Source organism: Nocardia sp. NPDC006630 (assembly GCF_040611495.1).
Taxonomy (GTDB): Bacteria; Actinomycetota; Actinomycetes; order Mycobacteriales; family Mycobacteriaceae; genus Nocardia.
Genome location: NZ_JBEXOK010000001.1, coordinates 776,590 through 792,182 on the forward strand (window position 1 = coordinate 776,590; position 15,593 = coordinate 792,182).

The window sequence follows — 15,593 nt, forward strand, 5'->3', positions numbered from 1 at the left end:
CGCGCGCCCGGAGGTCACGCCGGATCGCGCCTGCGGTGGGGCCGGGCCAGCGGTGCGCGCCAGTGCCGCCAGAGCGCGAGGAAGCGGAGTGCCACCGCACCCGCACCCGCCAAACCGCCCGTCCAGTAGGTGTATTGGCCGTGGTGCAGCAGTACAGCGGTCGCAGCCGAGCCGAGCAGTGCGGGCACCGCGTAGAGCTCACCGTCACTCAGCACGCTGGGTGTGATTCCGGCCAGCACGTCCCGGACCACGCCGCCGCCGACCGCGGTGACCACACCCAGCGCCGCCGCCGAGGTAGCCGGAAGTCCGTGCTGAAATGCGCTGACAGTGCCGGTCACACAGAAGATCCCGAGCCCGACCCCATCGGCCAGCAGCAGCGGGGTGCGGGTGACTCGATGCGGTGGATGCCAGAAGAAGATGAGAGCAGCGGCCAGTAGGGCCGTGGCCGCATAACTGACGTGCACGAAGGCCGTCGGCGGAGTCTCACCGATAATGAGATCGCGCAGGATGCCGCCGCCCGTCGCGGTGCAGACGGCGAGCACCGCAATGCCGACCACATCGAAATTCCGGCGCACCGCGAGCAGCGCACCCGACACGCCGAATGCGAACACGCCCACCATATTTCCGACCTTCTGGGCCGTCCCGACTGCATTGCCGAGCTCGACGAGATCACTCACGGCACCGGTTCCTTTCACTGTCGCAAACAGTCGGCTACCGGGGCACAGTATGCCTCGCCGCCACGCCGCGCCGACATCTCCCGCTCGACCGGGCGATGTGGTTGAGTCACCCACGTGTGCCGGACAATTGCGGAGCTCGAAGCGCAGCTCACAGCCTGTCGCGCCTGCCCGCGACTGGTCGAATGGCGGGAACAGGTCGCGCACGACAAACGCGCCGCATTTCGTGACGAAAATTACTGGGGCAAACCGGTTCCCGGACTAGGCCCCGCCGACGCCCGAATCCTCATCGTCGGCCTGGCCCCAGCCGCCCACGGCGGCAATAGAACTGGCCGCATGTTCACCGGAGACCGCAGCGGCGACGTACTGTTCGCCGCCATGCACGCCGCCGACCTGACCAACCAGCCCCAGAGCACCCACCTCGGCGACGGCTTGGAATTGCTGGGAACCCGCGTCACCGCCCCGGTGCACTGCGCCCCACCCGACAACAAACCAACCCCCACCGAACGCGACACCTGCCGCCACTGGCTCATCACCGAACTGGGCCTGATGGCATCCACCGTCCGCTCGATCGTGGTCCTAGGCGGCTGGGGCTGGCAGGCCCTACTCCCCGCACTGTCCGAATCCGGCTGGGAAATCCCGAAACCCAAGCCGCGCTTCGGACACGGCGTGCACTACGAACTCGCACCCGCGCAGGACGATCGCGCGCCACTCCACCTGTTCGGGAGCTATCACGTAAGCCAGCAGAACACTTTCACCGGACGACTCACGCCCGCGATGCTGGAAGCCGTACTGCTCGAAGCCAAGACCGCCGCCGACCTGGATAACGACTGAAGCGCAGGCTTCCCGTACTTCAGCGGTAGCCCCGTTCGCTGACCACGAACTCACGTCGGACGAAACCGCAACGCACGAGGTATAGTGATTACTATACTCACTCCGGTGGCCGACCAGGACTGGGACATCTATGTAGTCGATGAAGTTCGGGAATGGATCGAGCAATTGGAAGGATCCGACTTCGATCGGGTGGTTCAAGCCATCGACATACTGGCCGAGTTCGGACCCGGCCTCGGGCGGCCGCTCGCGGACACCATCGCGTGTTCGAAGATCCCGAACCTGAAGGAGCTGCGCCCAGGCACCGTCCGCATCCTGTTCGTGTTCGATCCCTGGCGATCGACTGTTCTCTTGGTTGCCGGCGATAAGCACAAAAGGTGGGATTCGTGGTACCGCACAGCGATTCCGCTAGCCGAACAACGTTACGAGACATACTTGACGGAACGACGAGAGGAACTGGAGGGGCCGCGATGAGCGGACACTCGCGCTGGCAAGACATTCGCGCCGAGCTCGTCGAACGCGCGGGCGGCGAAGAAGCTGTTGCTGTCGGCAGGGAGGAATTGCTGGCCGAGATGATCGGCCATCGTCTCGCCGAGATCCGCCTGTCTCGCGGGCTGACCCAGCTGCAGATCGCCGAACGCATGGGAGTCACCAAGGGGCGGATCTCGCAAATCGAGCGCGGCAATATCGCGGGCTACGAACTGCTGGCCCGCTACGCGACTGCGCTCGGCGGCCGACTCCAACAGTCGATTCACTTCGACGATGGGGAGACAGCGGCCATCGCTTGATCCTGTATGGGCGTCGCAGACCTTGTCGCCCCGGCCTGAGCGGTCAAAGATCGGCCGGGACATGCAAAATTTGCCGCTCTGATGCGGTCTTTGACCGCTCAGGCCGGATACCCCTGTGAACCGGTGTGTGCTCGCGCCCTGCTGTATCTCGCACCGCACCCGATACGATGCGGTCGTGAGCAGGGCCGATAACTCCCCCACCGGCGATGTGGTCGGCCCACTGGTGGGCACCGCCGAGACAGCTGTGCCGGTGAATCGCCGCGAACCGTCGCGAAGCGCGGGTTCCGGCGGCGAAACGCCGGTCAAGCGGCGGCGGTCGCAGACTCGGCAGCGGTTGCTCGATGCGGCATTCGATGCTTTCGCCGAAGACGGGCTGGGTCGATGCACTGTCGAGCAGATCTGTGAGCGGGCCGGATTCACGCGCGGCGCGTTCTATTCGAACTTCACCTCATTGGAGGAGTTGTTCCTCGCCATGTGGGAACAGCGCTCGGCGGCAATGCTCGAGCAGGTGACCGCGGTGCTGGACACCGACCTCCCCGTCGATGATCCGCAGCAAGTGGTAGAGCATGTGCTGGCCGCAGTCCCCGTGGACGACAAGTGGTTTCGCATCACCTCCGAATTCACCGCCCACGCCCTCCGCAACCCACCCCTGCGCCGAGTCATGGTCGCCCGCGAGGAAGCCATCAGCGCCGCCCTCACCCCGGTCCTCACCCGCCTCCTGAAGCGCGCCGGCCGCCAAGTCCCCGACCCGGTCGCCCTGAGTCGAGCCCTGATCGCAGTCCACGACGGCACCATGGCCCAATGCCTCCTGGAACCCGACAGTCCCTCCCTCCGCACCTACCGCCTAGACCTCTTCCTCCGAGTCCTCGACTCCTACACCACCCCCACCGATCCCCCCTGAGAAATGGCCCCCAACCAGCCGATTCGGCGACACCCCCGTCCACCTGCTAAAGTTTTCCACCGCAGGCCGGTAACGGTCAGCGGCTGGGGCTATAGCGCAGTTGGTAGCGCGTCTCGTTCGCATCGAGAAGGTCAGGGGTTCGATTCCCCTTAGCTCCACTTTCACCGATCGCCGGTGATCTCAACAGAGATCACCGGCGATCGCCGTTTCCGGGCTACATGGACCCGGTCGGGCCGGGTTGGACCTGGACGGTGAAGGTATCCAGGTCGGCCCCGTTGCAGAACGCGCTCACCGTGTGGGGGCCGCCCATGATCGGGGACACTGTCTTCGAGGCGACGCCTGGATCGGCGAAGACCAGAAACTGTGAATTCGGAACGATATTGCCGTCCACTCGGACATCGCAGTTGGCGCCCGCGCCATCCGCTTGCACTGTCACCGTTATCTGCCCGACGCCGCCTTCCGCGCTGGAGCCGGTCGCCTGGGCCTGGGCCGGCTGGCCTCCGGCCATCATCATCGAGCCCGCAATCCCCACCACCACGAACGCATGGATTCGTTTCATGGCCAGGCACCCTACGCGGTGTGTGACGCCGAGGAGCGCTTGGACCGGGGTGAGCGAGGCCCTCATCGGATGGCTTCTGTAATGCGTTCTGCCATAGGCTCTCTCGCTATTGCTACGGAGGCCGTGTCGTTGCCACCGCAGCGCCAATCGGCGCTGTCGCATTTACATGGCTTGCCATGTACTCTCGAAGGCGGCTGCGCACGCAGTATCGATGGAGGGTGAGAATGGAACCATCTGAGGCACTCTCGGTCGACCGGCGCACCTCACTCGGATATGTGATCAATCATCTCGCTCGGCTCATGGAACAGGCGCTGCGCGATCGAATAGCCGAATACGGTGTGGTGCCAGGACAATTCGCGCAACTGCTCGCACTGTACGAGAAGGACGGTATTGCGCAGAACGAGCTCTGCGAGAAAGTGCGCATCGATCAGTCGACGATGGCCCACACGCTCAAGCGGATGGAACGTGACGGGTTGATTCTGCGCACTGCCGATCCCGCGGACGGGCGACGGGCGCTGATCCACCTCACCGATCGCGCCCGGGAACTGCAGGGCCCGCTGGTCGCGGCTGCGCTCGACGTGAATGCCATTGCCACTGCGGGTTTTCCGGATGCGCAGGAAGAACATTTCCTTCGCATGGCTCGACGGGCGATCGGCAATCTCGACGCCGATCGGGCCGGATGACCGCCGAAGAGAGGTGAACCATGCTCTCCCGCATTCATCCCTTCGCGGGTGCAATCGGACTGACCACCATCGCGACCTTCTGGACCTCGACCGTGGCGACGGAGATCTTCGGATCGACGCAGGATGTCACCACGCTGAAGCAGACAATTCCGTTTGGACTGCCGATTCTGATCCTCGCCCTGGCGATCACCGGAGCGAGCGGCTTCCGTATGTCCGCGGGATCGACAGCACCACTTGTCCTCGCGAAGAAACGTCGGATGCCGATCATCGCCGGCAACGGTCTGCTGGTGCTGATTCCGTCGGCGATCACACTGGACGTACTCGCCGGGCACGGTCACTTCGGTGTCGCGTTCTATTGCGTGCAGGCCCTGGAGCTCATCGCGGGCGCGACCAATATCGCATTGATGTCATTGAATATTCGCGACGGCCTCCGGCTCACCGGCCGGCTCCGCCCAGTCGCAGGTGGCCGGAGCGGTGTGAATTCACCCGCGACCGGCCCCTCCCTCGAATAGGAAGGCTGTCTGGAATCAGTGCTCGTGGTCGTCTTCGCCGTGCGGGTGGCCGTGGGCGAGCTCGTCCGCGGTGGCATCGCGGACGTCGACGACGCGGACCTGGAAGGTCAGGCGCTGACCGGCCAGCGGGTGGTTGGCGTCGACGGTCACCTCATCGCCGTCCAGTTCGCGGATGGTGATGATCTGGACGTCGCCGTCGGGGGTCTCGGCGTGCAGTTCCATACCGACCTCGAGCTCGTCGACGCCTTCGATATCGCCGCGACTGACAATGCTGACCAGCTCGGCCTCGTATTCGCCGTAGCCGTCCTCCGGCTCGATGACGACCTTCAGCTCGTCACCGACGGCCTTGCCCTCCAGCGCGCCTTCCAGCCCGGGGACGATGTTGTCGGCGCCGTGCAGGTATTCGAGCGGTTCGGCGCCGGTCGAGGTGTCGATGACGTCGCCGTCGTCGTCGGTCAGGGTGTAGTCGATGGAGACAACCTTGTTGGCAGTGATCGACATGGGGTAACCCTTTCGGAGAGGAACACTGAACGAGCAAATGTATATGGCCGCTATGCCCCCTGTGTGCTCAGGTGGAAGTCCTCGGCGTCGGGGTCGGTGAGCATGGTTTCCATGGTGTGGCGGTTGAAGGGCAGCAGGTCGATATGGCCGCCCTCGGTGAAGTACCAGGAGTTGCAGCCGGTGTTCCAGACCGTGGGCTCCAGCGCCTCGGCGACGTGCGCGCCGAAGCGGTCGGTGGCCGCTTCGGTGACCTCCATGGTGTCGAATTCGCCTGCGCTCCAGCGGTTTATCCAGGCGGCGATGTAGCGCGCGGTGACTTCCGCGGCGTGGTGCAGAGGGATGGAACCGGTGGGCGAGTTGGGGCCGAGCACGGTGAAGAAATTGGGGAAACCGGGGATCGCGGTCATGCGGTAGGCGCGGGGACCCTTGGCCCAGGCCTCGTCGATGGAGATTCCGTCGCGGCCGGTCAATCTCATCGGGCGCATATAGTCGTGCGCGCGGAAGCCGGTGGCGAAGACGATCGTATCGACCTCGTGGTGGCGGCCGTCGGAAGTGCGAATGCCCGTCGGGGTGATCGCCTCGATGCCGGTGGTGACGAGTTCCGCATTGCCGGCGCGCAATGCGCGATAGTAGCTGCCGGACAACACCTGTCGCTTGCACAGCGGCTGGTAGTCGGGGGTGAGCTGCTCGCGCAGTTCCGGATCGCCGACCTGGGTGCGCAGACTCAACCGCGCGTACTGCTGCACGGCGCGCCGCCGCCAGCTCGGGCGGGTGACCACATCGGTGAACAGCTTCGCGCCGGTCATTCCGGCCTGGTAGAGCGCCCGGTTGAGAGCCGGTAGCCGGTCCAGTACGGCGCCGACGAACGCCGGCTGCGGCAATTGCATCGGGGCCCAGATCACCCACTGCGGGCTGCGGACGAAGTGGGTGATCTGCCGCGCTTTCGGCTGCAGTGCCGAAACTACTTGCACCCCAGTGGATCCGGTGCCGATCACGGCGATCCGCCGCCCGGCGGTCGGCAGGGAATCATCCCAGCGGGCGGTGTGCACCACGGTGCCGGTGAACTCGTCCAGGCCCGCGATATCGGGCCAGGCCGGATGATGCAGGACGCCGGTGGCGGCGATCACGAAGTCGGCGTCGTAAGTCTCACCGGCACCGGTCTCGACCCGCCACCCGGAGCCGGTGAATTCCGCCGCGACCACCTCGGCATCGACCCGCAGATGCGGGCGCAGTCCGAACTGGTCGACAATATCGGCGAGATAGCGCTGGATCTCCGGGCCGGGTGCGAACACATGCGACCAGTCCGGCTTCGGCGCGAAGCCGAACTGGTACACCTGTGACGGCACATCGCAGGTCAGTCCCGGGTAGTGGTTCCAATGCCAGACCCCGCCGACGTCGGACCCCTTCTCCAGTATTAAGAAATCGTGGAAACCGTTGCGCTGCAGCGTAATCGCACTCGCGATACCGGACACACCCGCGCCGATGATCACGACGCGGGGTTGACGAGACGCAGACATGCCGCACACATCCTTCACTTTGATACCGCAAGAATTCGAATACCGACGGTATTTCGGTTTGGTGAGGATGTCAACGAAGGATCGGATCAGGCCCAGGCGCGACGGGTGCCGGGCATGCCGGTGCGGCCCTGCGGGTCGGGGACTACGCCGAGGACCTGGTGCAGCCCGATGCCGCCGTCTTCGAAGCCGAGGGCGGAGGCCGCCATGTAGATGCGCCAGATGCGGGCCCGGCCCTCGCCCGCAAGGGAAACCGCTTCGTCCCAGGCGTTTTCGAGGTTGGCCACCCATTGACGGAGGGTCAGCGCGTAGTGCTCGCGCAGGGCTTCCACATCGCGGACCTCGAATCCGGCGCGTTCCATTGCCAGGGTGACATCGCCGACGTCGAGCAGTTCGCCGTCGGGGAAGACATAGCGGCCGATGAACGAGCGGGCCGTGATCTTGGAACCGCCCTTGGACGAGATCGCGTGGTTGAGCAGGCGGCCCTCGGGATGCAGTAGTGCGCGCAGGGTTTCGAAGTACGCGGCCATGCGATTCGCGCCGACGTGTTCGAACATGCCGATCGAGGAGATCGCGTCGAACTCCTCGCCACGCAGGTCGCGGTAGTCGGAGAGGCGGATTTCGACACTGCCGGAGAGACCGGCGTCGGCGACGCGTTTACGCGCGGCCTCGGCCTGCTCCTTGCTGATCGTGACGCCCACGACCTGCGCGCCGTAGATCTCGGCCGCATGCATGGCCATGGAACCCCAGCCGCAGCCGACATCCAGCAGGCGCATACCGCGACGCTCGGACAGGCCCAGCTTGCGGCAGATCAGATCATGTTTGGCAGCCTGGGCGTCTTCCAGGGAGACGTCGGCGTCGGCAGCCCGTCGGCCGTCATCATCAGCGGCGACGAAGCGCGCACACGAGTAGGTCATGCTCGGCCCGAGCACCAGTCGGTAGAAGTCGTTGCCGACGTCGTAGTGGTGACTGATGGCCGCCGCGTCACGTCCGCGCGTATGCAGCCAGCCGCGCGGGGCCGGGGCCTCCTCGGGCGGCGGCTTCGGACGATGGCTGAGCGCGCCGAGCTGCCGCGCCGCACCGGCGGCCTTGACCGCACCGCTCAGGCCCAGCCGCGCACTGTCCGGCACCGCGGTCTGCAGCGCACGCAGAATCTTGAAGATATCGCCGTCGAGGTCGACGCTGCCGGAGACGAAAGCACGGCCCAGGCCCAGCTCACCCGGCGTCCAAACCATATGGCCCAGAGCGTCTTTCGAGCGAATGCGCATGGTGCCGGGAGACTCACCGGCGGGTTGCACCGAGCTGCCGTCCCAGAACTCGAACCGTAGCGGCAGCTGTGTGCCGAAGGCGGCCTGCAGAAGAGGTTCGAACGCGGCCGCGACTGTTGCGTTGTTGCCCATACAACCACTATTGCCTGTCACACGCGGCTGCGTGCGGAGGTCAGCGCCCGAGGGCGTTGCCGAGTTTGTCGACCGCGCGTGCGGCATTACCGCTGGCGCGGTCGAGGCCGCCCTGGTTCCGCAGGCGGGTGTCGCCGATGGCACGGCCGATGAACTGCTTGATCGTGCCGCGCGCGATCTTGGCCCTGTGGGCGATCGCCCTGCCGATGCTCATCGCGGTTGTCCCTTCCTGCGCTTGATTACTCGAGCCGGTCACGCCAACTCGGGTGGGTGCGAATATGCCGGGAGCCACCGGCGTTTTCGCGGAGGTCACGACCCGCGGCGGTGACCCCCGGGCGCGTGCGGCGGCCCAGCAACGCCATTCCGATTGCGCCGATGAGGATTCCGGCGCACAGCGCGATGATGACGATCATCGAGACTCCTCAGGGGTGCTTACGCCCGGATCGCTGTCGATCAGTAGTAGTGGCTGCGGCCGCCGACGGCGTGCCCGGTGCGGCCCGCGATCATCAGCACTGCGCCGATGATCAGCAGGATGATCCCGATGGTGACGAGGAGGTGGAAGCCCAAGAGGAATCCCACGACTAGCAGGACCAGTCCGAGAGCGATCATGAGTGGATACCTAATTTCTCTGGTGGTCTTTCCAGTACACGCCTCTGCCACCGGTATGTCAACGCTGTAGACCTACACTTGCAACCTACAGTGAATTTTCCGAGAGAAGGGCCGCTCCACCAGGGCCGCGGATTAAGCTGGCGCAGTCACCCTGCCCCGCACAGCGAGGTGTATGGAATGTCGGATCACGTCATGCGAGTCGCCCGGCTGCTCACCGCCGCGCTCGGGGTAGCCATCCTGGTGGGCGCCTGCACCGCGAGTACCCGGACCAGCACGCCCGCCACGACCTGGCCACCGGCCGCCGGGCGCGGGGACTGCGCGGTCGACAAGCAGGCCGATGTGCCCGCGACCATGCGCGACGGGACCGTCCTGCGGTCGGATGTGTACCGCCCCAGGACAACCGATCCCGTTCCGGTGATTCTCATGCGTACCCAGTACGGCAAATCGGCCCCGCAGATCCAGCCCTCGCGCTATCAGAGCCCGGACTGGTTCGCCTCGCACTGCTATCTGGTGGTCATCCAGGATGTCCGGGGGCTCGGGACGTCGGACGGCGTCTTCTCCGAGTTCGGCAATGACATCCAGGACGGGTACGACTCCGTGGAATGGGCTGCGGCACTGCCGGGTTCCAGCGGCAAGGTCGGCATGTACGGCTCGTCGTATGTCGGTGCGACCCAGTGGCTGGCCGCGGTCGGCGCTCCCCCGCATCTGACCACGATCGTGCCCGCCAATACCGCCTCCGATTACTACGACGGCTGGACCTATGAGGGCGGCGCCTTCCGGCTGGCCTTCGTGGAGCCGTGGGCGATGGGCACCATCGGCACCGAGGCGGCGCAGCATCGGCACGACGGTCCGGTGGTCACGGAGCTGACCGATGCCGTCTCGAACTTCACGTCCTGGATGAAATACCAGCCGTACAAAGACTTTCCGCCGATGCAGCCGGGCAATCCGGCGGTCGCGCCCTGGTTCTTCGACTGGATCCGGCATTCGACCCGCGACGACTACTGGAAGCAGTGGAGCATTCGAGAGCACTACCCGCAGGTGAAGATTCCGGTGCTCGACGTGGAGGGCTGGTACGACGCCTTTCTCGCCGGCGGGACCGAGAATTTCACCGGAATGGTCGCCCACGGCGGGACGCCGGAGGCACAACAGAACCAGCGCTTGGTGATCGGGCCGTGGGATCACGTCGGCTGGGGCCGGCCGGACTCACCGTTCGCGCCCCGGCTGAAGCAGATCGGACCGGCCGGGAACAGCCCGATCAATGATCTGATGCTCGATTGGTTCGACCAGTTCTTGAAGGGCAAGAGCAACGGCGTATCGGGCAGCCCCCGCGTCGACTACTTCCTGATGGGCGCGAACCGCTGGAAGTCGGCGACGAATTGGCCACTGCCGCAAACACAGTGGCACGATTACTACTTCTCGGGCAGTGGCGCGAACGGTATCGCCGGTCGCATGGGAAAGCTGACGGCGCAGGCGCCCGGCGCCGCCGATCCGGATCGCTATGTCTACGACCCCGCCGATCCGGCGCCCAGCAGCGGTGGCCATTCCTGTTGCGGCGCTTCCTCGGGACCGCAGGGACCGTTCGAACAGGGTGCGGTGGAACAGCGTTCGGATGTGCTGACCTACGACACCGATCCGCTGAGCGCCGATACCGAGGTGACCGGACCCGTCACCGTGCAGCTCTGGGCGTCCTCCACCGCGCCGGATACCGATTTCGTGGCGCGGCTGGAAGTCGTTTCGCCCGACGGCACTTCGGTCAATCTGAACAATGGCATCCTGCGCGCCGCCTTCCGCGACTCGCTGTCGGATCCCAGCCTGCTGGTCCCGGGACAGCCGTACAGGTTCACCATCAAGATCTGGCCCACCAGTTATCAGTTCAAGGCGGGTGATCGCATTCGCATCGCCGTCAGCAGCAGCGACTATCCCCAGTACGCGCCGAATCCCAATACCGGCGACCGCTTCGGCGACAATGCCCGCACCCAGCCCGCGACCCAGACCATCTACAAGGATGCCGCGCACCCGTCGTCGGTGACGCTGCCCATCATCCCGGCCGGGGCAGACGGCTCCAGCACCTTCGATCTCCGGCCGGGGAAATAGTCAGTTCCAGAGGGCCGCGATCCGGTCCGCCACGGACTTGCCTTGATCGCGACCGGCATTAGCGGACGGCACGCGGGAGACGGTGTCCAGCGGATTCGCCCCGAAGGCCGTGAACGAGGCCTCGTCGGGACTGATCACCTCGACCCGGGCGCCCTTCTCGGTGAGGGTCGAGATCTGCTGTTCCAGCTCCTCGTCCGGGAGCGGGGCGATGATCAGCACACGCTCGTAGCCGACGGCCAGGTCCGCGTTCACGGAGGTGCGCACGCCGCCATCGGTGTAGTGCACCCCGTCGATGAGGTGGCAGGGCCAGACCAGCGGGACGGCCGAGCTGGCGGTCACCGCATCCACCAGTGCGATACCCGAATCGCGGTCGAAGACCTGCGGCTCACCGGTTTCCGCGTTCACCACGGTGACCAGCAGCGCTTGCCGCGGCCATTCGTGCGCCGGCAGCCGGGATTCGATGACCGCCCGGCGGGCCGCCACGGGCACCGAATGCACGGTCCTGGCCAATGCGCAGAGCCGCCGCCGCGCCTCGGCCGGATCGCCCTCGGTCGCCGCCTGAATATCGAGAATCTCCGCCCAGACGCTCTCGACCGAATTGCCCTCCGGCACCAGCTCTTTGCTCTGCAGGGCCGGATCCACCTGGCGCGCGAACAGCTCCTCCGGTGTCAATCCGCTGCTGACCTGCGCGGCGACATTGGCGCCCGCCGAGGTGCCCACCAGCACATCGGCAGTGCGCACATCGACGCCGTTCGCGGCCAAGCCCGCGACAATCCCGTTCGCCCAGGCGATTCCGGCGACGCCACCGCCGCCGATGACCAATGCCCGTTTGTCCGCCATCTACCCGCTCCTCTGTCATACCCCTGCGCCCACTGTCCGTCCTCACACTTCCGGACAGTGGGCACAGGGGCAATGGGAGCGCTGAACCGGGTCAGAGGGCGGACCGGCCGGCTCGGGCGAGCCCGCCGCCTATGCGAGCCGCGCTCGTACCCAGACCGGTCGGTCGCAGGAAGGGCAATGCGGGGGTCGGTTCGGCCACGACGGGTGCCGCCGGTTCACCGCGGAATCGCTCCTGCAGTTTCGACTCGGTGTAGCGGCCACAACCGATGTGCCAGTTCAGGATTGCCGCCATCCAGTCCTGTAGTTCGACCGCACGCTGGTCGAGGACGCGGCGGGCGGATTCGTCGAGTTGGTACTCCTCGTACAGCGTGGGCAGTTCGTGTGCGACCACGCGCTCGAACTGCTGCAGGCGTGCGGTCATGAGGTCGTTGACGATCTCGACGGCTCGATCACGGTCGCAGCTCAGGAAATTCTGAATGACGCTGACGCCATTGTGGAAGTCGCCTTCGAACTGCGTCTCCTTCTGATAGGAGAACAGATCGTTGAGCAGGATCGCGTAGTCGGCGGCGGTGTTCTCCAGGTTCTTGAGGGTCTGGGTGCGATAGACCTCGGGCGGAACCAGATTGCCGTGCGAGAGCCGGGACAGCGCCTTGGTCAGATCCGAACCGAAGGTATCGCGGCGCATCTCCACATAGTCGATGGGATCGGGGACGCGGTGCAGCACGTGATTCAGCACCTCCCATTCGCACGCGGAGATGAAACTCCGTACGGCCGTGCGGAATTCGCGCTTCTGGGCGGCGTCCATCACGCCGGTGGTACGTGCCCAGAGATCGGCCAGGCCTATCTCGATGGGATTGGCGGCGGGCGGGATCGCCGCCGGGTCGAGCGGCATGAAGTCCAGCATCCGGCGGCCCTGGAGTTTGGCGCCGAGCAGGTTCTTGGTGGGGAAGAAGACCGCCGGATAGTAGTCGTCGACGTAGGTGCCCCAGGTCAGCCAGTGCGTCGCCAGATCCAATTCGGTTTCGGTCGCGTCCGGGTCCAAACCCGAAGAGCAGAGCGCGAAGTCGAACTCGCGCAGATCGTTTTCGCTCCACAGGGTCAGCTCGGTATCGGGCACCGCGCCGAGCATGCCCATCCCCCGGGCCCAGGCGACCGCATTCTCGCGCGCGGCGTCCAGGTGCGGATTCAACTGGAGGGTGAAGGGCATATAGATCTCGGGCAGCGGGGTGGGCCCGACCTCCGCATACGGCACATGCAGGAAGCTGTTGAATCGCTTGAGCCCCAGGCTGCTCGGGCTGATCCGCAGGGCGGACATGCCCAGACCGCTCGGCGCGAGCATGGCGAGCAGCGGATTCGCCGTGGACTTGCGCCCCTTGTTCATATAGCGGCTGGACCGCAGATGCCATTCGTGACCGCCGGCCTGCCAGTCCTGTAATCCCTTGGCGTACAACGCCACATCGGCCTGCTCCTGCGGGCTGACGCCGAATTCGGCGAAGAGCAACGGCAATTCGGTGACGGCGGTGTACTCGAACTGCTGGACCCGCGAGGTCAGCAGGTCATTGACCACCTCCGCGGCCGGCTGGGTATCGAGGCCGAGGAAACGCTCCAGTACCAGAATGCAATTGGCGTTCTCACCCTCCTCCCGCACCTCGCGCTCATAGGAGAAGATGTCGTTGCGCAGATGCACGCCGTCGGAGAAGGTGTCGCGCAGCACGCACAGCGGCCGGGTGGCGGCCAGCTCGGCGGGGACTTCCGCCTGCACGGCGTGCTCCACCAGATTCGCCGACCACGGCGCGCCGCCGACCTTGCGGCGCATCTCGATGTACTCGATCGGATTGGCGATCCGGCCCTCGGTGATATTGGCCAGCTCCCAGCGCGATTCCTCCAGCAGCGCCTGAGTGGTGACAGCGAAGCGGCGGCGCCAGTCCAGCGACATGCTCGGCACCGTGCGCGGCCACAGATCGGCCAGCCCGCGTTCGACCGGATTGGTCGGCTCGGGCATTTCGGTGCCGGTGAGCGGCATGAATTCCCGGAGGCGGTGCAGGTAGTCGCGCGCACCCTCGGAATCCTGGGTGCGCTTGTAGAGCTCCAGGAAATGGTCGTCGAAATAGAAGACCCAGACATACCAGTCGGTAATCAGATCCAGTTCCGCACCATCGCATTCGGGATGCGTATAGGCGCACAGCAGGCCGTAATCGTGACGTTCCAGGTCCGTTTCGTCCCAAATATGGTGACCCTCTTGGGTTTCGAAGAATCCCATCTCCGCGGCCCACTCCCGGGTGTGCGCCCGAGCCTGGTCGACATGGGGATTCAGCCGCGCCGGATAGGGCATATAGAAATCGGGAAGTTCGAACGGCTGCACAGCACAACCCCCTGGGACTCAACCGAAAAGACTGACGAGCGAGACAAGCCGTTATGCGGTATCTACGGTACGACCCGAACCTGGAACCATCACGAAAATCGGTGAAGGTGATCAGGATGCCCGGTGCGTCGCGCGCAGACGTGCGGCGAGTGGCACACCCGCGCCGTGCAGCACGACACTGCCGAAAACGGTGAAGACCATGGTGATCAGGGCGAAATCGGCTGGCTCGCCGGACAATCCGTTGTAGGCCAGCAGCGCGAAGACGATCGAGGTGGTGCCGCGCGGGCCCAGCAGGCCCAGCCGCAGCCGGTCGCGCCAGGAGAAGGTGGAGCCGAGCATGGCCACGAAGGTCGGCAGAATTCGCACAATGGTGAGCGCGGCCAGGCTGAAAAGCAGGGTCCTCCACATGTGCGGACCGACCAGTACATAGACCGCGACACTGCCGAAGACGAACCACATGACCACGGTGAGCAGGAAGCCGATGTCGTCCAGCAGCTCGAGCTCGTGCCGGAAGTTCGAGGAGCGACGCCAGTAGTTGAGCGCCAGCCCGCAGACGAACGCGGCGACAAAGCCATTGCCGTGGATGCCGACCGCCACGGCGTAGGACAGTATCGGCGCGGCGACCAGCAGCATCCGTTTCGACTGATGGCTCATCAGCTTTCGCTCATCGGCGGCATTGGTCGCCAGGGCCAATGCCGCACCGGCGACCAGGCCGACCAGTATCGCCTTGACGGCCTGCGGCAGCGCATCCCCGAGCGCCTCGAGCGGTGTCTTCGCATGCTCGCCGACACCCGACAGCCCGAGCGCGAAAATGAAGATCGGGGAGACCAGTCCGTCGTTGTAGCCGCCCTCGACATTGAGCACATTCCGCACCCGCAGCGGAATCCACCTGTCCCGCACCACGGATGGCGCCGGCGCGAAATCGATCGGTACGACAATGCAGGCAATCAACAGCAACACCGGCCAGGACAGCCCCGGCAACAGCCACGCCCCGAGCAGCGTCGACAATCCCAGCCCGAGCGGCAGCGCGATGAACAGCATTCGCAGAGCCGGGCGCGGGCTGGGCCCGAGCATGCCGCCGCGCACCTCGGTGGCATCGATGAACAGCAGCACCGCGAGCACGATCTCCGCACCGAACTGCGCGAAATGCGTATTGAGCGTCTCGCCGATGGTGTTCCGCGTGGTGAATCCGACGGCTATCCCGACCAGCACGACCGCAATCGGCGCACTGATATGCCACCGCTCCAACCGCGCCGCGAGCAGTGCCCACCCCGCCACCACCGCCGCGATCGCGATCAACGACTGAATCACCTGCGCATCCTCTC

At 65.5% G+C, this 15,593-nt stretch carries 18 protein-coding genes and 1 tRNA gene; 8 read left to right on the forward strand and 11 right to left on the reverse strand.

Annotation, left to right across the window (positions count from 1 at the left end; translation table 11 throughout):
• Window positions 1–14: 14 nt before the first annotated feature.
• Window positions 15–677 (reverse strand): TRIC cation channel family protein, encoded by a 663-nt coding sequence (locus tag ABZX86_RS03525; RefSeq protein ID WP_355119554.1) that lies wholly within the window; start codon window positions 675–677, stop codon window positions 15–17.
• Between the two features lie 114 nt (window positions 678–791).
• Here ABZX86_RS03525 and ABZX86_RS03530 point away from each other — a divergent pair, with 114 nt between their 5' ends.
• The 5 genes from ABZX86_RS03530 (at window position 792) to ABZX86_RS03550 (ending at window position 3,352) form a co-directional block, all read left to right on the forward strand.
• Window positions 792–1,508, forward strand: coding sequence for a uracil-DNA glycosylase (locus tag ABZX86_RS03530; RefSeq protein ID WP_355119556.1), 717 nt, complete (start codon window positions 792–794; stop codon window positions 1,506–1,508).
• Window positions 1,509–1,613: 105 nt separating this feature from the next.
• Window positions 1,614–1,979, forward strand: coding sequence for a type II toxin-antitoxin system RelE/ParE family toxin (locus ABZX86_RS03535; RefSeq protein ID WP_355119558.1), 366 nt, complete (start codon window positions 1,614–1,616; stop codon window positions 1,977–1,979).
• Window positions 1,976–2,293 (forward strand): helix-turn-helix transcriptional regulator, encoded by a 318-nt coding sequence (locus tag ABZX86_RS03540; protein WP_355119560.1) that lies wholly within the window; start codon window positions 1,976–1,978, stop codon window positions 2,291–2,293. The genes ABZX86_RS03535 and ABZX86_RS03540 overlap by 4 nt, the downstream gene beginning before the upstream one ends.
• 250 nt (window positions 2,294–2,543) lie before the next feature.
• Window positions 2,544–3,194: a TetR/AcrR family transcriptional regulator gene (locus ABZX86_RS03545; RefSeq protein ID WP_355119858.1), complete on the forward strand. Its 651-nt coding sequence runs from the start codon at window positions 2,544–2,546 to the stop codon at window positions 3,192–3,194.
• An 85-nt stretch (window positions 3,195–3,279) separates the two neighbouring features.
• A tRNA-Ala gene (locus ABZX86_RS03550) sits at window positions 3,280–3,352 on the forward strand.
• 56 nt (window positions 3,353–3,408) lie between these two features.
• On the opposite strand, the gene ABZX86_RS03555 is transcribed toward ABZX86_RS03550, so the two are convergent.
• A complete protein-coding gene (locus tag ABZX86_RS03555) occupies window positions 3,409–3,753 on the reverse strand; it encodes a hypothetical protein (protein WP_355119562.1) in 345 nt (114 codons plus the stop codon).
• A gap of 224 nt (window positions 3,754–3,977) precedes the next feature.
• Between ABZX86_RS03555 and ABZX86_RS03560 the strand changes: the two genes are divergently transcribed.
• Both ABZX86_RS03560 and ABZX86_RS03565 read left to right on the forward strand, forming a co-directional pair.
• On the forward strand, window positions 3,978–4,436 hold the full coding sequence (locus ABZX86_RS03560) for a MarR family transcriptional regulator (RefSeq protein WP_355119564.1): 459 nt from the start codon (window positions 3,978–3,980) through the stop codon (window positions 4,434–4,436).
• A 20-nt stretch (window positions 4,437–4,456) separates the two neighbouring features.
• The gene (locus ABZX86_RS03565; RefSeq protein ID WP_355119566.1) at window positions 4,457–4,948 is read left to right on the forward strand and encodes a hypothetical protein; all 492 of its coding nucleotides are present in this window, start codon (window positions 4,457–4,459) and stop codon (window positions 4,946–4,948) included.
• A 15-nt stretch (window positions 4,949–4,963) separates the two neighbouring features.
• Here the strand turns inward: ABZX86_RS03565 and ABZX86_RS03570 are convergent, their stop codons facing one another.
• From ABZX86_RS03570 to ABZX86_RS03595, 6 genes are all read right to left on the reverse strand, one after another.
• Window positions 4,964–5,449 carry a peptidylprolyl isomerase gene (locus ABZX86_RS03570; RefSeq protein ID WP_355119568.1) on the reverse strand — a complete coding sequence of 162 codons (486 nt, stop codon included), beginning with the start codon at window positions 5,447–5,449 and terminating at the stop codon, window positions 4,964–4,966.
• A gap of 50 nt (window positions 5,450–5,499) precedes the next feature.
• Complete coding sequence (locus ABZX86_RS03575) at window positions 5,500–6,966, reverse strand: NAD(P)/FAD-dependent oxidoreductase (RefSeq protein ID WP_355119570.1); 1,467 nt, start codon at window positions 6,964–6,966, stop codon at window positions 5,500–5,502.
• A gap of 86 nt (window positions 6,967–7,052) precedes the next feature.
• Window positions 7,053–8,363, reverse strand: coding sequence for a cyclopropane-fatty-acyl-phospholipid synthase family protein (locus tag ABZX86_RS03580; protein ID WP_355119572.1), 1,311 nt, complete (start codon window positions 8,361–8,363; stop codon window positions 7,053–7,055).
• A 40-nt stretch (window positions 8,364–8,403) separates the two neighbouring features.
• Entirely contained in the window at window positions 8,404–8,577 is a 174-nt protein-coding gene (locus ABZX86_RS03585) for a CsbD family protein (protein ID WP_355119574.1), read from the reverse strand.
• 25 nt (window positions 8,578–8,602) lie between these two features.
• Window positions 8,603–8,776 (reverse strand): hypothetical protein, encoded by a 174-nt coding sequence (locus ABZX86_RS03590; RefSeq protein WP_355119576.1) that lies wholly within the window; start codon window positions 8,774–8,776, stop codon window positions 8,603–8,605.
• A gap of 40 nt (window positions 8,777–8,816) precedes the next feature.
• A complete protein-coding gene (locus ABZX86_RS03595) occupies window positions 8,817–8,972 on the reverse strand; it encodes a DUF6131 family protein (RefSeq protein ID WP_355119578.1) in 156 nt (51 codons plus the stop codon).
• Between the two features lie 177 nt (window positions 8,973–9,149).
• On the opposite strand from ABZX86_RS03595, the gene ABZX86_RS03600 reads away from it, so the two are divergent.
• Complete coding sequence (locus tag ABZX86_RS03600) at window positions 9,150–11,066, forward strand: CocE/NonD family hydrolase (protein WP_355119580.1); 1,917 nt, start codon at window positions 9,150–9,152, stop codon at window positions 11,064–11,066.
• On the opposite strand, the gene ABZX86_RS03605 is transcribed toward ABZX86_RS03600, so the two are convergent.
• The 3 genes from ABZX86_RS03605 to ABZX86_RS03615 all read right to left on the reverse strand — a co-directional run bounded on the left by ABZX86_RS03605 (window position 11,067) and on the right by ABZX86_RS03615 (window position 15,579).
• Window positions 11,067–11,906, reverse strand: a complete 840-nt coding sequence (locus tag ABZX86_RS03605) for a patatin-like phospholipase family protein (RefSeq protein WP_355119582.1) — start codon at window positions 11,904–11,906, stop codon at window positions 11,067–11,069.
• Window positions 11,907–11,997: 91 nt separating this feature from the next.
• Window positions 11,998–14,268 (reverse strand): germacradienol/geosmin synthase, encoded by a 2,271-nt coding sequence (locus tag ABZX86_RS03610; protein ID WP_355119584.1) that lies wholly within the window; start codon window positions 14,266–14,268, stop codon window positions 11,998–12,000.
• A 111-nt stretch (window positions 14,269–14,379) separates the two neighbouring features.
• Entirely contained in the window at window positions 14,380–15,579 is a 1,200-nt protein-coding gene (locus ABZX86_RS03615; protein ID WP_355119586.1) for a cation:proton antiporter, read from the reverse strand.
• Window positions 15,580–15,593: the final 14 nt, after the last annotated feature.

What these genes read in the sequence shown, in the direction of transcription:
- ABZX86_RS03540 (WP_355119560.1), top strand. Translation starts at nt 1,976, where the DNA reads ATGAGCGGACACTCGCGCTGGCAAGACATTCGCGCCGAGCTCGTCGAA.
- ABZX86_RS03555 (WP_355119562.1), bottom strand. Translation starts at nt 3,753, where the DNA reads ATGAAACGAATCCATGCGTTCGTGGTGGTGGGGATTGCGGGCTCGATG.
- ABZX86_RS03560 (WP_355119564.1), top strand. Translation starts at nt 3,978, where the DNA reads ATGGAACCATCTGAGGCACTCTCGGTCGACCGGCGCACCTCACTCGGA.
- ABZX86_RS03565 (WP_355119566.1), top strand. Translation starts at nt 4,457, where the DNA reads ATGCTCTCCCGCATTCATCCCTTCGCGGGTGCAATCGGACTGACCACC.
- ABZX86_RS03570 (WP_355119568.1), bottom strand. Translation starts at nt 5,449, where the DNA reads ATGTCGATCACTGCCAACAAGGTTGTCTCCATCGACTACACCCTGACC.
- ABZX86_RS03575 (WP_355119570.1), bottom strand. Translation starts at nt 6,966, where the DNA reads ATGTCTGCGTCTCGTCAACCCCGCGTCGTGATCATCGGCGCGGGTGTG.
- ABZX86_RS03580 (WP_355119572.1), bottom strand. Translation starts at nt 8,363, where the DNA reads ATGGGCAACAACGCAACAGTCGCGGCCGCGTTCGAACCTCTTCTGCAG.
- ABZX86_RS03585 (WP_355119574.1), bottom strand. Translation starts at nt 8,577, where the DNA reads ATGAGCATCGGCAGGGCGATCGCCCACAGGGCCAAGATCGCGCGCGGC.
- ABZX86_RS03590 (WP_355119576.1), bottom strand. Translation starts at nt 8,776, where the DNA reads ATGATCGTCATCATCGCGCTGTGCGCCGGAATCCTCATCGGCGCAATC.
- ABZX86_RS03595 (WP_355119578.1), bottom strand. Translation starts at nt 8,972, where the DNA reads ATGATCGCTCTCGGACTGGTCCTGCTAGTCGTGGGATTCCTCTTGGGC.
- ABZX86_RS03600 (WP_355119580.1), top strand. Translation starts at nt 9,150, where the DNA reads ATGTCGGATCACGTCATGCGAGTCGCCCGGCTGCTCACCGCCGCGCTC.
- ABZX86_RS03605 (WP_355119582.1), bottom strand. Translation starts at nt 11,906, where the DNA reads ATGGCGGACAAACGGGCATTGGTCATCGGCGGCGGTGGCGTCGCCGGA.